This is a genomic window from Rhabdobacter roseus, from assembly GCF_014202275.1.
Taxonomy (GTDB): domain Bacteria; phylum Bacteroidota; class Bacteroidia; order Cytophagales; family Spirosomataceae; genus Rhabdobacter; species Rhabdobacter roseus.
In genome coordinates, this window is sequence record NZ_JACHGF010000008.1 from 280601 (window position 1) to 294956 (window position 14356).

The following is a 14356-nucleotide window of genomic DNA, read 5'->3' on the forward strand; positions in this document are numbered from 1 at the left end:
GGGACAAAGGTAGTTAGAGAAGTTATGCTAGCGGGCCAGGTCAATCTTGATGCGCTGGCCCTTTATTTTTTCGTTCTTGACGCGGCGAAGTACCTCCTCGATCCGGGAGCGCCGCACCGCCGCAAAGGAGGCGTTGTCCTGTACTTCAATGAGGCCCAGCTCGTCTTTTTGGAGGCCGCCTTTTTGCAGCAGCAACCCCACAATATCTACTTTATTGACTTTGTCTTTTTTGCCCGCCGAGAGGTACAGCGTATCCCAGTCGGTAGCGGGTGGAAGGATGTCTTCGTCGGGAAGTACCTCCAGCTCGGGTACTTCGGGTAGGTAAGTGGGTACTTCCTCGTCGGTCGTCAGGATGAGGTAAGCCGTGCCCGAAGCGTGCATCCGGGCGGTGCGGCCGTTGCGGTGCACAAAGGCCTCCTGGCTGGTAGGTAGTTGGTAATGCACCACGTTCTCAATTTCGGGAATATCCAGCCCGCGGGAGGCGAGGTCGGTGGTGATGAGGAGGCGGTGGCTGCCGTTTCGAAACTTCATCAGCGCCCGCTCGCGGTCGGGCTGCTCCAGGCCGCCGTGAAAAATCCCGTGCTCCAGGCCGTGGTAGCGCAGCAGCTCGCTGATCCGCTCCACGGCGTCGCGGTGGTTGCAGAATACCAGCGTGGCTTGGGTACCTATTTTGCACAACAACGAAAAAAGTACCTCGATTTTCTCGGTACTTTCGGCCCGGACGGCCTTCAGGCGCAGGTCGGGGCGGCTGGGGGCGTCGGTCAGGTAGTTGATCATCGTCGGGTTGCGGAGTCCCGTAAAGTCCGGCAGCTCGGCCAGGTTAGTCGCGGAGGTAAGGATTCTTTTTTGCAGCCGGGTCAACTCCCGCACAATGAAGGCCATGTCGGTCTGAAAGCCCAGCTCCAGCGATTTGTCAAATTCATCCAGGACCAGCGTTTCGATGGTCGTGGCATCAAACGTTCGTTTGCGGACGTGGAAGGCCACGCGGCCCGGCGTACCGATCAGCAGCGCGGGAGGCTCGCTGAGGTTGTGGAGCTCGGTCTTGACGGCGTGGCCGCCGTAGCAGCAATTGACTTTATGGCCGGTACCCATCTGCCGAAACACCTGCTCGATTTGCAGCGCCAGCTCCCGCGAAGGGACCAGCACCAGCGCCTGCACGCCTTTTTGCCCGGCCCGGAGCCGCTCCAGTACCGGCAGCAAAAAAGCCAGCGTTTTGCCCGAGCCGGTGGGAGAGAGCAGCAGCAGGTCGCGCTCGGCGGGGGCGTCGAGGGTACTTTGCTGCATGGCGTTGAGGGAAGCGATCCGGAGGTTTTGAAGTACTTTTTCGAGCATGAAATAGTTGGTAGAGAGAGGCCACAAAGATAGCGAATAAAAAAAAGGATAGGTACCGGCCGGGGTACTTTCCCGGATGGCAAGCTTTTTATAGTGTAGTGAAAAAGAGTAAAGAGTTCTTGGAGTTTCTTCAAGGGTACTTCTAAAATAGAATCACTGAGCTATGCCAACCAAATCGGTAGTAAAGCTATCCCATTACCTGCGCGACCACGACCTGTCGATTGCCTTTGCCGAGAGCGCCACCACAGGGCGCTTGATCTACGAATTCACCAGCGTGCCCGACTGCGGCAAGACCGTGCGCGGCAGCATTGTCTGCTACGATCCCAGCGTGAAGGAAAGCCTGCTGGGGGTACCTAAAAAGGTACTTGAGGACTGCACGCCCGAGTCGGCCGAAGTGACCAGGTACCTGGCCGAAAGCCTGAAAAAGCTGATTCCGGCCGATATTATTGTGGCCGTCACGGGGCTGGCGTCGCCCGGGGGCAGCGAAACGCCCGAAAAGCCGGTAGGTACCATGTTCGTCGAAGGCTTTATTCATGACGAACCCTTCGGGCGGCGGATGTATTTTGAGGGCGAACCCGACGACATCATCAAGCAAACCATCGAGCAAGTTGCCGTTTTATTATTGGAAAAAATAGCCTGATATGTCCTATCTTGCGGGTTTGTGAAAAGTACCTCATCAACCCTCCTGGTATGAAAAACATCCTCAGCGCTACGCTGCTGCTCCTTGGGCTGGCCCAAAGTACCCTGGCCCAAAAACTAGGCCCCCTCACGGTGGAAAAAATCATGCGCGATCCGAAAACGTGGATCGGCACCTCGCCCAGCAACGTGTGGTGGGGCGAAGATTCCAAAACCATTTATTTTCAGTGGAATCCCGACAAAGCCCCCGCCGACTCGCTGTACCAGTACTCGCTCAGCGAGCAGAAAATCAGCAAAGTACCCTTCGCCACCCGACGGCAACTACCCCCCGCGCAAGGTACCTACAACCGCATGCGTACCCTGAAAGCCTACACCCAAAACGGCGACCTGTACCTACTCGACACCCGCACGCAGCAGGTACGACAGCTCACCAACACCGTGGGCACGGAGGGTAGCCCAGCCTTCAGCGGCGACGAGCAGAGTATTATTTTTGACCAAGATAATAACCTCTACAGCATCCACCTCAGCACCGGCCTCGTGACGCAGCTGACGGATTTTAAAGCCGGTAAAAAGAAGGAAGACTCCAAGCCCAGCGATGACCAAAAGTGGCTTAAGGAAGATCAGTTGGCGTTGTTTGAGGTACTTAAAGAGCGCAAGGAGAAAAAGGACGCGGGCAAGAAAATCGCCGAAGCCGAAAAACCCAAGCGCCCCAAGGAAATCTACCTGGGTGAAAAGCGCGTGAACGGCGCCCGCCTGAGCCCCGACGGTCGCTTCGTGACCTACCGCCTGGCCGAGCCCGATAAAAAAGCCAAAAGTACCATCGTGCCCAACTACGTCACGGAGTCGGGCTTTACGGAAGACATCCAGGCCCGCACCAAGGTAGGGGCACCCCTGACGAGCTACGAGTTTTGGGTATATGATATTCAAAAGGATACCACGCGCCAGCTCAGTACCAAAACCATCCCCGGCATCGGCGACAAGCCCGACTACCTCAAAGACTACCCCAAGCAGGATTCGGCCTGGAAAAACAAGGTACGGGACGTGATCATTTCGGGGCCGTTCTGGTCGGAAGATGGGCAGAGTGCCATGGTGGTGGTGCGCTCGCAGGACAACAAAGACCGCTGGATCATGGCCCTGAACCCCGACTCCCTGACGCTGCGCCCGCTGGACCGGCAGCGCGACGAAGCCTGGATCGGTGGGCCGGGCATTGGTAGCTACGCCGTGAGCGCGGGCGAAATCGGCTGGGTCAATAACCAGACGATTTACTTCCAGAGCGAAGCCGACGGCTACTCGCACCTGTACACGCTGGATGTGAAAAGCGGGAAGAAAACCCAGCTTACCCAGGGGAAATTCGAGGTACTGGGCGTGCAGCTTTCCCGTGATAAAAAGAACTTCTACCTCACGACCAACGAGGTACATCCCGGCGAGCAGCATTTTTACCGCATGGCCGTTACGGGCGGCGCGCGTGAGCGGCTCACCCAAGCCGTAGGCGCGCACGACGTGGTGCTCTCGCCGGACGAGTCGCGGCTGGCCGTGCGCTACTCCAACAGCAACACGCCCTGGGAGCTTTTTGTGCAGGAAAACAAACCCGCCGCGGAGTCCAAGGTGATTACGCAGTCGACCACCGAAGAATTCCGGTCGTACGCCTGGCGCGAGGCCAAGGTCGTGACCTTCAAAGCCTCCGACGGCGCCGACGTGTATGCCCGCGTGTACGAGCCCCGCAAGGCCAACGGCCGGGCGGTAATCTTTGTGCACGGCGCGGGGTACCTGCAAAACGCCCACAAGTGGTGGAGCCAGTACTTCCGCGAGTACATGTTTCACCACCTCCTCGCCGACCAGGGCTACACCGTCCTGGACCTCGACTACCGCGCCAGCGCGGGCTACGGGCGCGACTGGCGCACGGGCATCTACCGGCACATGGGCGGCAAAGACCTCACCGACAACGTAGACGGGGCCAAGTGGCTGGTGAGTAAGTACGGCATCAAGCCCAACAAAATCGGCGTGTATGGCGGCTCCTACGGCGGCTTCATTACCCTCATGGGGATGTTCACCACGCCCGGCGTGTTTGCGGCGGGGGCGGCGCTGCGGCCCGTTACGGACTGGGCCGCTTACAACCATCCCTACACGGCCAACATCCTCAACGAGCCCCAGGCCGATAGCCTGGCCTACCGCCGCAGCTCGCCGCTCTACCACGCCAACGGCCTGAAGGGACACCTGCTGATGTGCCACGGTATGGTGGACGTCAACGTGCATTTTCAGGATGTAGTACGGCTTTCGCAGCGCTTCATCGAGCTCGGGAAAGATAACTGGGAGCTGGCCGCTTACCCCATGGAAGACCACGGCTTTGTGGAAGCCTCCTCCTGGACCGACGAATACAAGCGCATCCTGAAGCTTTTTGATGAAAGGCTGCGCTAAATGAGTAGTTTTTAGAGAAGGTCGTTTTACTTCCAAAAGTACCTTAGGGAGTAAAACGACCTTCTTTAGAACCAACCGCGCCCGATCATGAAGCACCTCCTGAAAGACCGAAGTTTTCGGCTCGCTATCCTTCTCACCTTCATTTTCCTCGGTACGGGGATTGCTTTTCTGTTTCTGGGCCTGGCGAGCTACGGTTGGGTGCTGTTTATCCTGCTACCCATTGTGCTGGGTGTTTCGATTGGGGCTATGCCCAATCGAAAATATACGCTCCTGGGCGCGCTCCTGGCCACCGTCATTTTCCTGGTGGGCATGTACATTCCGGGGCTTTCGGGCTTGCTGTGTATCGTGATGACGCTACCCATCATCGTTCCGCTGATCTTTCTGGGCTATGTACTGGCTCATCTGGCCCGGCGCTACCGAAAAATCAGGGAGACGAATAAAGTACCCCTGTTGCTTCTGCCGCTGGTTCCTTTTTTGGTTGCCTCGCCGGTCGAGCATTTTCTTACCAAAAATCAGGAGGTAGTGATAGAGGTAAAAACCGAGCAACTTTTTGAGTATACGCCCGAAGCGGTGTACGAGGCCATCAAGTCCGTGGATACGCTGGATGCCGAGAAGCCCTTCCTCATGCTTTTTGACTTACCCGTGCCCACCCAATGCGTGCTGGAAAAGGAAGAAGTAGGCGGCCTTCGGATTTGCTACTTCGACGGGGGCGCGCTGAGCAATGCGGATTTTGGCGGAGGTACGATCACCGAGCGAATTACGGCGCTTGAAAAAGGAAAAGTATTAAAGATGGATGTAATTGATTACAACTTAATCGGCCGAAAATGGCTGGGCTTCAAGGAGGCGATTTACTACTTCGACCCGGCGGGCGACCAAGGTTGTACCTTGACGCGCATCATCACCTACACCTCGGTACTTGCTCCCCGCTTTTACTGGGAGCCGCTGGAAAAGCTCGGCATCCGCCAGGAACACGACTATGTTTTTAACAACCTGCGAAATGACCTGGTGAAGAAGTACGGGCGGAAGTAGGATGTGGCGCAAGTACCTTGTGCACAGGTGGGGTATATAAAAAGGAAGGTCAACGTTTGCCAGGCACTTCTGACACGTTGACCTTCTTTTTTGGTACAAGCCTAAGCGATGAAACTAGGTACCTTTGTTATTCTTAATTTCTTCGCTTTTTGCGGTTGTCGATCACGGCACCGGTCGCGGCCCCGCCACCGGCCCCGACGGCCCCGCCGATCAGGGCACCCTGTCCGCGTTTTTTAGAGACCAGGGCACCGGTAGCGGCCCCTACCCCCGCGCCGATCAGCGCGCCTTTGGCGGTATTATTCATGCCCTTCCGCTGCTGCACCACCACGGTGGCGGGTTGGTTGGCGCGGTTGGCTTCTTCGCGTTCCTTGGCCGCCAGTTCTTCCTCCAGCTGCGCGATGCGCATGGAGTCGATGGTCGCCTGCTTGGCTTGTTGAATCTCGGCCTCGCGGGCCAACGAGTCGGCGGTGGCGGCTTCGAGCCGGGCTTCCTGCCGGGCGCTGTGCTGGCAAGAGCTCATGACGGCGACCACCGAAAATACAATCACTAGCTTTTTCATGGTCTTTTCTTTTGGTCACGGACCCTTTTTTGGGAAAGTCCGCGGTATAGTGAAACGGAGCGCCCTTCGTGGGCTACTTCCAAGAGAAATTATGTAAAAAATATACCTTGCATTAAAGCGGTATTCGAGGCCATAAAAGGTACTTTACTGAGTAGAAGATGCCCCAGCACGTTGCCAAATTCTACGGTCAGGTACCTCGAACAGCAGTAGAAAGTACCCCTGATCGGGTTTCTCTTTATAAAAAGAAGAGACTCATGGAGGAAGAAAAGTACCCCGCACGCCGGGCCTTTTTAGTACAAGCAGGTACCTTGGCGGCGGCCACGCTGGCCGGTGGGTACCTGCCGGGAGGTACTTTGGCGGCCCAAGTACCCCGCCCCGCCGCTCCTTTGAAAAATCCGCTGCCGCGCTGGAAGGGCTTCAACCTGCTGGACTTCTTCTCGCCCGATCCCACCCAGAACCGTGGAGGTACTTCGGAAGAGCAACTGAAGTGGATCGCCGATTGGGGCTTCGACTTCATTCGGCTGCCGATGGCGTATCCTTCCTACGTCAAGTTCGACCGCAGCAAGCCCATCACGCCCGAGCAGGTACGTGCCCTGGACCCGCAAGCCACCGACCGCATCGAGCAGCTGGTGTACCTGGCCCACAAGCACAACCTCCACGTGAGCCTGAACCTGCACCGTGCGCCGGGCTTTTGCGTCAATGCGGGTTTTGTGGAGCCTTACAACCTGTGGCAGGATGCCCAGGCGCTCGACGACTTCTGCTACCACTGGAACTTCTGGGCCACGCGCTTTGGGCAAACCTCGCGGCAAAAAATCAGCTTCGACCTCCTCAACGAGCCCTGCACCCGCGAAGACATGAACGACCAGCACTCGCGCCGTGGCCCCGTGCCGGGCGACCAGTACCGGGCGCTGGCCCTGGCGGCTTCCAAGGCCATCCGGTCGGTGAATCCCGACCACCTCATCATCGCCGACGGCAACAATGTGGGCAACAACGTGATTCCCGAAATCACCGACCTCGACATCGCCCAGAGCTGCCGGGGGTACAATCCGGGCATTATTTCGCACTACAAAGCGCCTTGGGTATTCAAAGACAGCTCCAACCTACCCGAACCCAAATGGCCTGGTCAGGTGGGCGACCAGTACCTCAGCCGTGCGATGCTGGAAAAAGCGTATGAGCCCTGGATCGAGCTCACGCAGCAGGGCGTAGGAGTACATTGTGGCGAATGCGGCTGCTGGAACAAAACGCCCCATGAGGTGTTCCTGGCGTGGTTTGGCGATGTACTCGACGTCCTGAAAACCCACGACATCGGCTTTGCCCTCTGGGAGTTTCGGGGTAGTTTTGGACTACTCGACTCGGGCCGCGACGACGTTGCCTACGAGGATTGGCACGGCCACAAGCTCGACCGAAAACTACTTACCCTCCTGCAAAAGCACTAGCTGTAGACCGGGCCACACGGAAGGGTACTTGGTTTTCGTTAGGAGTATTTCTAACCGATTGAAACGCCTTAGCATGTTCAGTGATTTACAGCCCGTATTACAGTACCTCGAAACGCTGTCCGTAAAAATAGCCCGGCTCGAAGCCGAGCAGATCGTGTCGCGCAACATCCTGGGCAACCTGGCCGCCCGCATTCATAACGTCGAGTACAAGGAGATCGAGTCCATGCAGCAGCGCATGGAACAAACCACCAAGCAGGCTTTGCTGCCGTCTATCATGGAAGGCATTCACGCCCTGTCGGAAGCCGAGGTGCGCAAGCAGCTGGGGATTTGAGGAGGTACTTGAGCTAGTTACAGGTACCTTAACCATTACTTAGGCGAGCTAAAGCCTCGGCCGTGGAGCTTACAAAGTTAACCTGCCGCGCCTTATTGCTTTCGTGGATAAAATCCTGGATACTTTTGGACGTGTAGGTACTAAAATCCCCCACGATGGCCAGCCGCATCCGGTAGTTGGAGAATTTCTGAAGTACCTCGCCGGCCAGGCCGTTTTTTAGTTCAAAAAAATCCGGCGTGATGCTTTGCTGGTGCAGGATGATCGCGTCGAAGCCTTGGTAGTACAAGTCACCCAGCAGGTTCAGGCCGTCGTCCGCCGTTTGCAGGATCACCTCCTCGGAAAGTACCTCGGCAATTTTAAGCTCGTTTTGCTGGTGGGGCTGAATGGTCATTTCGTTTGGGAGAATGGTTTTTTCGCAAGATAGCGCGTGAAGAAAAAAATCACAATCCCCAAAAGTACCTTCACTTCCCTCAGGGGGCGGCCAGGGGTACTTTCCGGAATCTACCCCAGGCTACCCAGGCGGCCAGTACCGCAAAAAATACGTTGATGCCGATGACGGCGACCTCGCCCCGCACTACATGAAACAGGATGGCACAGAGCATGAGGACCAAAACGCCCAGTGCCGCTACCGGCGTCAGCGCGGGCCTGATGCGCAGCCAGGCGGGCAGGAGTAGGCCCGCCGCGCCCAGGAAGTCCACGACGCCGGTTAGTTTGACCAGTGAGAGGGGTACCTGGGCCGTCCAGGGCCATTGCGCGGCCAGCGTATCGGCGGGTTGGAATAGTTTCATGCTGCCGCCATACAGCAGGCCAAGCGCCAAAAGTACCTGGGCTACCCAGAGCGAAATGTGAAGTACCTTGGAGGGGGATTGTGGGTTGGTCATGTGATCCATCGTTTTTTGTTGACGGCACAAACGTATCTATATTTGCCTTCTGGGGTATCGGTACTTTCCTGGCAGATAGTACTAACCGGCGCGATAGTAACGGAAGCCCCTCACCCATTCAAGACCTGCCCCATGCTAACCCGAGAAGGCTGCCCCGAAAATGTATTGGCGATCAAAGACGCCCTGGAGGCGCTGGAAGGCCGCTGGAAGCTGCTGATCCTCTTTGCGCTATCGACGGGACCCCGGCGTTTTCGGCAACTGGCCCGCGAAGTCAGCGGCATCACCGATAAGGTACTGGCCAAGGAGCTGAAGAGCCTGGAGGCCCACGCGCTGATCCTGCGGGAGCCACAGGATACCTTTCCACCGACCGTAGAATACTCCCTCACGCCCCACGGCCGGTCCCTCGAAAAAGTGATCGAAGAACTACATAGCTGGGGCCTCTTGCACCGGAAGAAGATTATGGGAAAATGAACGGAATTATGGACTGATTTTCCATAGCTCCCTAGTTAGACTAATGTAGTTCTGTTTTGAGTTATAACGGGTATCTTTAACGGGGGCTTGCTAACAAAAGCTCTTAATTTGGCCATTGCGAGAGCCCCCTTTTTACCCATTGTTATAAATTATAATTTCATTAATTTCTAAACCAGTAAGCCATTCAAACTTTTAGTCTCAAACTCGTTTTAATCTACTTTTTCCCTTTTGTAACTATGGAAATTTTAAGCGACAAATATAGCCGGAGGCAGCGCCAATAAGGTGGCAAATGGTTTAATGAAATGAAAAATATCCTCTCGTCATTTAATGTCCATTTTTCTAAAAAGAAATATTGAAATAATAACAGGTGCAAAAAAATACAGCAAGCATACCAAATATCCATTCACAAAAAACTGATGATTAGATAGATTGTAATCAATTTTGGTATAATAATACTGCGGAAAAAACTGTAATAATGGTTTGAGATTTTGCCCTTTGAAATTTTCAAAAAAGCCACCACATACTAAAATTAGTGTTTCGTAACAAAATGAAAGAAGAATGGTAAGCCCTGGCTTTTGTGTCAAAAACGCAAACATGGTAAAGAAGCCAGCGTATGACAAATGAAATATAGTAATATGTAAAAAATTCTTCAGAAAAAAAACTACAAATTCGCCAACAGGCATATCGCCGTACCCGTTTACAATGGAATTTCCAATGATTTGCACCAACACTATCACGAATAGTAAAATGGTTATGCATAGTATCATGGAAAAAATTTTTGCCATAAATACACTTGTTCGGTATTTTCCCAAAGCAAGTGCGTTTCGTATACCTCCGTTTTGAAACTCAGAGGCTATAAAAAAACCTGCAAAAGCCCCGAACCACATGGCATTGATACTTGTACCAGCCTGAAATAGGCCGTCTTGCCCTTGCAAAACGTAGTTTTTTAGAAGTCTGTTGGTAATTATACCAAAAGTGTTGGTGACGAAAAGCAATAGCATTAAATAAAGCAAAGTATTGCTTTTCGACAATTTGTATAATTCAGCTTTTAGTAAATCTTTCATATTTGCTAGATTGGGTAATTTTCAAAAAATAATCTTCGAGCTTATTTTGATTACATGACAGATGTTCTATTCTTTGTCCACTTAGTACCAAAACTTTATTAAAATCTGCAATCCGATCCAATTTTTCATTTATTCTTAATTCGGTATTGGAGTGTACTTCGCACTTTACAGAAAAGGCGGCATTCAATATTTCTGCCGAAGCAATAGCATCATCACAGATAATATGTATGTACTGGTTGGTAGCCTTAAGAAGCTCGTCACCGGATAGTTGAGTAACTAATTTGCCTTGGTGCAGAATGCCATAATGCGTTGCAATCTGCGATAGTTCATCTAACAAATGGCTCGATAAAAGAATAGTAAGCCCGTATTCTTGAGCCAAAGTTTTGATAATGTCTCTGGTTTCGATGATACCCACAGGGTCTAATCCATTGGTAGGTTCATCTAATATCAAAAATTTGGGCTCTGTAATGAGGGCGATAGCCAAAGCAAGGCGCTGTTTCATGCCCAATGAGAAGTTTTTTGCTTTTTTATTTCCCGTATCTGTCAAGCCTACCCTTCGGAGTACTTCCTTAACTTTTTTCTTATCAGAAATTCCTGCTAAGGTCATTTGAACCATCACGTTTTCATAGGCGGTCATTTCTAGGTACAGGGCTGGGGTTTCAATGGTTTGCCCAAGTCGGCTTCTTTGTTTTTGTAAATCGGCATTGCCAGATTTGCCATAAAGCTCAATATGCCCTTCTGTGGCAGATATAAGCCCGCAAACAATTCGCATGAAGGTGGACTTACCCGAACCATTCAGGCCAATCAGCCCGTAGATTTGTCCTTCTTCAATTTTTAGATTTACGTCATGGAGCGCTTTGGTATTTCCATATTGTTTGGAAATCTGAAATGTCTCTAAAACTACTTTATTGTTCATTATCTTTCTTTTTTTTGCAAAGGAAGTAATGAAAATGGAAACAGAAGTAGCATCCGATAGGTTGAGACAAGTAGTTCTTAGAATTTAAATATCTGATATACAGTCAGATATATTTATTTAAGTACTCAGTGGGCGTTTTGCCAGTATATTTTTTAAAATTCCTATTGAAAGAAGCCTTAGAGTTGAATCCGCAGTCGTATGCGATGGCAAGTAGGGTATACTTTTTATTTTTTTCGCTTTTCACCTCTTTTAAAAATTCCTCAATCCGCCACCCGTTTATAAGGTCGTAAAAATTCTTTTGTTCCTTTTCATTGATTACCTGCGAGAGGTGATGCACCTGCGCGTCAATCATAGATGCTAGGTGTTGCAGCGTAAGTTCCGGATTGAGGTAGGGTTTTTCAGTTTGTAACAGTCGGATAAGTGCCTGATGTAATCTGTCAATTTCTAAATTATCAAGCCCTGAGTTTACATACTTGGGTTTGACTTCCTCTACTAAAGCACTCTGAGGCGTTCTTTTTGAAAAAACATCTACCTGTGTAATGCCAAAATAACCCAATAGGATGAGGAAAATAGCAATGGCTTTTGTTATAAGCTCCTCGTTTTTAGTGATAATCACGACACTCCATATTACAAGAATACCTGCCATTAAAAAAAGCATCCAATTAAAATGAATTTTATCAGAATTGGAAAAGTTGTCTTTAAGACTTCGTTGAAAACGAAATATTTTTAAAGCACACCAGCCAAAATACAAAGGTATTGAAATATAAATATAAGTTGTCCTAACTAAATTTCTAAACAAAAAACCTTCGTTACTTGCTAGTAAGCTATTCACTCGTTGTTCAAATGGTTTAAAAAAATACGAGACATACGAAAGACTGATTAATATATACGGAACCAAATGCCAAAGCTCGTCTTTAGTGAACCGCGTATCGGATGTTTGGAATTTTACGTACCAAAACAAAAATGGCCCAAAGAGCAAGGGTACAGAAAATCCAGACACGATAATGCTTGGATAGTGGTTTTCTAAATGCTCTGCCCACAAGAAAATACCCCAGTTATAATACGCACTACAAAGCAGCCAAATTCCTAGAATTTTTCTAGGCAATGAGTTGGTATTGTTAGTTAGCAAAACAACGGACAAAAAAATGCATATTGATATGGAAGATATTAAGTACATTTAAGATCAAAGTAATTATATTTTGTTCTACCGACCGTTTTTTATTCTTCAACTTTTTTGTTTTGTTATTTCAGAGTCCCTCAGTGAAAATTGATTTTTATTTTTTGCATGTCTTATGATTATTGATGAGTGAGTCTGTCTATAAATACTTTTCTTAGGAGTGTAGCATTTATGCCCTTTACACCCGCGCGGCGTCCGCTCCCTTAGTCCCTCCTTCCAGGAGCGGACGCCGCGCGGGGAAGCTTTACAAACTAATTCATGCATCAATATTTCTATTGGCTTGATTGCATGGCACTAAATTAGTTCTAATAGCAGACTGAATAAGTTTAACACAATAATTTTACTACGCTGTATTTGTAATTATTTATAAATATTGGTGTCAGACATGCATGTCCCAAAGCGAATTTAGGCTAAAAGCTGCTTTTATAGAGACAGGCAACAAAGCCATTTTGCAAGATTAGCGTACAAAAAACACTTCAACCAAGTACCCCTTGTTCCTAGTACCTTTCCCCGCACCTTGCCGAAGTCCCGGCCATCCAGTTGGAAGTCAAGGGTGAGGCTTTGGCTAGTATGCGAAAGTACCCCCGCTTCGAGCGGGAGGGGTACTTTATGCTACGTCGTAGGGTTATAGCTAAAGCCAGTTAGATATGCTTACTTTTTAAGTAGCGGGCCACCTACTCGCTTTTAGTTCGTGCTTGATGCAATCAGGTCAAGCGTGTAAAGCCAATATTTTTTACCTAACCTTGGTTCTATTTCTCTTAAAATGGTGAAGCCCAGGCTTTCGTATATGTGGCGTGCAGGGCTCATCATTTCTGAGGTATGCAGAGCGATCGTTTGTTCGCCGTGGTCTACGGCATACTGAATACACTTTTCTGTCAACTTTCTTCCAATGCCTTGTCCCCCGTATTTTTTATCAACCGTAACAAATCGTAGGTAGCACCAGCTCTCTTCATAAATTTCTGTCGGATTGCCGCGCGGAACGAGGAAACTCATGCCAATAATTCCTCCAATTTCATTCTCGCAAACTAGACAGTATGATTTTTGCAATAAGTTTAGGTAGGTCTCCTGGTTAGCCAAGTTCTTTCTTAATTTCTCCCAGTTTTCAGGGGTCAATTCGCCTTGAAACTGGCCCCAGGAGCTGAGAGCCAAGTTTTTTATTTTGCTCAGGTCATTGATATTTCCTTGTCGGTAAACCATTTGGCGCTAGTGATGAACGAGTAAGTCAGTAACTATTTTTTTAAAAAAGGGACACTTGTGTCCTGTACACGCGCGCGGCGGGAACGCTTTATGAACTCATTCACCTATCCATCATCATGAGCCGGATCAGTGCCGTAGGCACGCGATGTTTGTAGTTAAAAGTACCCCCAAGTCCGCCCGCGTGCCGCTAGGTACGCAACCCCATTGCTCGTTGCGTACCTAGCGGCACGCGGATTCTCTACCTAAGTCATCTTCTACATACATTCGACCGCTACGCGGCCACGAAGGCGCGTTATTGATCCGTAAGAAAGTTTGTACTGCTTTTGAATCAGAAAGCAGATGCTTTTTTAGTAATCGGTGCCATTACTCCTTCATCAGGCCCATAGCCTGCCCAATCAAAAACGTATCGGTGTACTGATTGAATTCCGTAATTTTCCCGTCTTTGACTTTGTACTCGCAGGCAAAGTCGGCCTTCAGGTAATTGCCGGTGGCGTTGTAAGTACCTTCGTGAAAACCGATCACAAAAGCTCCGTCGCCGCTGTCCAGATACCGCGTGATGGTGGCTTTCCAGTCCGTCCAGTTTTGGCTAAAACCACCAAAAACGTTCTCAAAAATGGCGTCGGCCCCTACGTACTGCCCGCCGCCGGGAAAGCCCTTCATTTGATTCCATTGGATATTTTCATCAAACAGTTGCCGGATCGCCGCGTGGTCTTTGGCAGCAAAAAGCGCATACATTTTTTTTACGGTTTCAATATTATCCATTTGTTCTCTAGCCGCTTTTGATTCAAAACTCGTAAAAATGTTTTATTCATGTCATCAGGGCTTTCTCATAAAAATGGCAAGTAGTTGTTAGCCTTACTTTTGTGGTTGACTAGACTACAAAAACCATGACTACTCCTACTTGCCAGCTTA

General features: G+C 50.5%; 15 protein-coding genes. 6 read left to right on the plus strand and 9 right to left on the minus strand.

The window, feature by feature from the left end; translation table 11 throughout:
- Positions 1-27 precede the first annotated feature (27 nt).
- Positions 28-1332 (minus strand): DEAD/DEAH box helicase, encoded by a 1305-nt coding sequence (locus HNQ92_RS21510; protein ID WP_184177169.1) that lies wholly within the window; start codon positions 1330-1332, stop codon positions 28-30.
- Positions 1333-1495: 163 nt separating this feature from the next.
- Between HNQ92_RS21510 and HNQ92_RS21515 the strand changes: the two genes are divergently transcribed.
- From HNQ92_RS21515 to HNQ92_RS21525, 3 genes are all read left to right on the plus strand, one after another.
- Complete coding sequence (locus tag HNQ92_RS21515) at positions 1496-1972, plus strand: CinA family protein (protein ID WP_184177177.1); 477 nt, start codon at positions 1496-1498, stop codon at positions 1970-1972.
- A gap of 50 nt (positions 1973-2022) precedes the next feature.
- Complete coding sequence (locus HNQ92_RS21520) at positions 2023-4383, plus strand: prolyl oligopeptidase family serine peptidase (protein ID WP_184177179.1); 2361 nt, start codon at positions 2023-2025, stop codon at positions 4381-4383.
- Positions 4384-4470: 87 nt separating this feature from the next.
- Positions 4471-5412 (plus strand): polyketide cyclase, encoded by a 942-nt coding sequence (locus HNQ92_RS21525; RefSeq protein ID WP_184177181.1) that lies wholly within the window; start codon positions 4471-4473, stop codon positions 5410-5412.
- A 133-nt stretch (positions 5413-5545) separates the two neighbouring features.
- Here HNQ92_RS21525 and HNQ92_RS21530 read toward each other — a convergent pair whose 3' ends face one another.
- On the minus strand, positions 5546-5971 hold the full coding sequence (locus HNQ92_RS21530; RefSeq protein ID WP_184177183.1) for a YMGG-like glycine zipper-containing protein: 426 nt from the start codon (positions 5969-5971) through the stop codon (positions 5546-5548).
- Between the two features lie 254 nt (positions 5972-6225).
- Here HNQ92_RS21530 and HNQ92_RS21535 point away from each other — a divergent pair, with 254 nt between their 5' ends.
- Positions 6226-7407, plus strand: coding sequence for a glycoside hydrolase family 5 protein (locus tag HNQ92_RS21535; protein ID WP_184177185.1), 1182 nt, complete (start codon positions 6226-6228; stop codon positions 7405-7407).
- Positions 7408-7480: 73 nt separating this feature from the next.
- Positions 7481-7738: a hypothetical protein gene (locus HNQ92_RS21540; protein ID WP_184177187.1), complete on the plus strand. Its 258-nt coding sequence runs from the start codon at positions 7481-7483 to the stop codon at positions 7736-7738.
- A gap of 28 nt (positions 7739-7766) precedes the next feature.
- Here the strand turns inward: HNQ92_RS21540 and HNQ92_RS21545 are convergent, their stop codons facing one another.
- Positions 7767-8129: a DUF4180 domain-containing protein gene (locus HNQ92_RS21545; protein ID WP_184177189.1), complete on the minus strand. Its 363-nt coding sequence runs from the start codon at positions 8127-8129 to the stop codon at positions 7767-7769.
- A gap of 79 nt (positions 8130-8208) precedes the next feature.
- On the minus strand, positions 8209-8619 hold the full coding sequence (locus HNQ92_RS21550) for a DoxX family protein (RefSeq protein ID WP_184177191.1): 411 nt from the start codon (positions 8617-8619) through the stop codon (positions 8209-8211).
- A gap of 132 nt (positions 8620-8751) precedes the next feature.
- Between HNQ92_RS21550 and HNQ92_RS21555 the strand changes: the two genes are divergently transcribed.
- Positions 8752-9090, plus strand: coding sequence for a winged helix-turn-helix transcriptional regulator (locus HNQ92_RS21555; RefSeq protein WP_184177193.1), 339 nt, complete (start codon positions 8752-8754; stop codon positions 9088-9090).
- Positions 9091-9410: 320 nt separating this feature from the next.
- Here the strand turns inward: HNQ92_RS21555 and HNQ92_RS21560 are convergent, their stop codons facing one another.
- From HNQ92_RS21560 to HNQ92_RS21580, 5 genes are all read right to left on the minus strand, one after another.
- A complete protein-coding gene (locus HNQ92_RS21560; RefSeq protein WP_184177195.1) occupies positions 9411-10154 on the minus strand; it encodes an ABC transporter permease in 744 nt (247 codons plus the stop codon).
- Positions 10132-11070 (minus strand): ABC transporter ATP-binding protein, encoded by a 939-nt coding sequence (locus tag HNQ92_RS21565; protein WP_184177197.1) that lies wholly within the window; start codon positions 11068-11070, stop codon positions 10132-10134. The genes HNQ92_RS21560 and HNQ92_RS21565 overlap by 23 nt, the downstream gene beginning before the upstream one ends.
- Positions 11071-11173: 103 nt before the next feature.
- A complete protein-coding gene (locus HNQ92_RS29080; RefSeq protein ID WP_221307515.1) occupies positions 11174-11902 on the minus strand; it encodes a helix-turn-helix domain-containing protein in 729 nt (242 codons plus the stop codon).
- Positions 11903-12931: 1029 nt separating this feature from the next.
- The gene (locus tag HNQ92_RS21575) at positions 12932-13444 is read right to left on the minus strand and encodes a GNAT family N-acetyltransferase (protein ID WP_184177201.1); all 513 of its coding nucleotides are present in this window, start codon (positions 13442-13444) and stop codon (positions 12932-12934) included.
- Between the two features lie 363 nt (positions 13445-13807).
- Positions 13808-14206 (minus strand): nuclear transport factor 2 family protein, encoded by a 399-nt coding sequence (locus tag HNQ92_RS21580; protein WP_184177203.1) that lies wholly within the window; start codon positions 14204-14206, stop codon positions 13808-13810.
- Positions 14207-14356 lie beyond the last annotated feature (150 nt).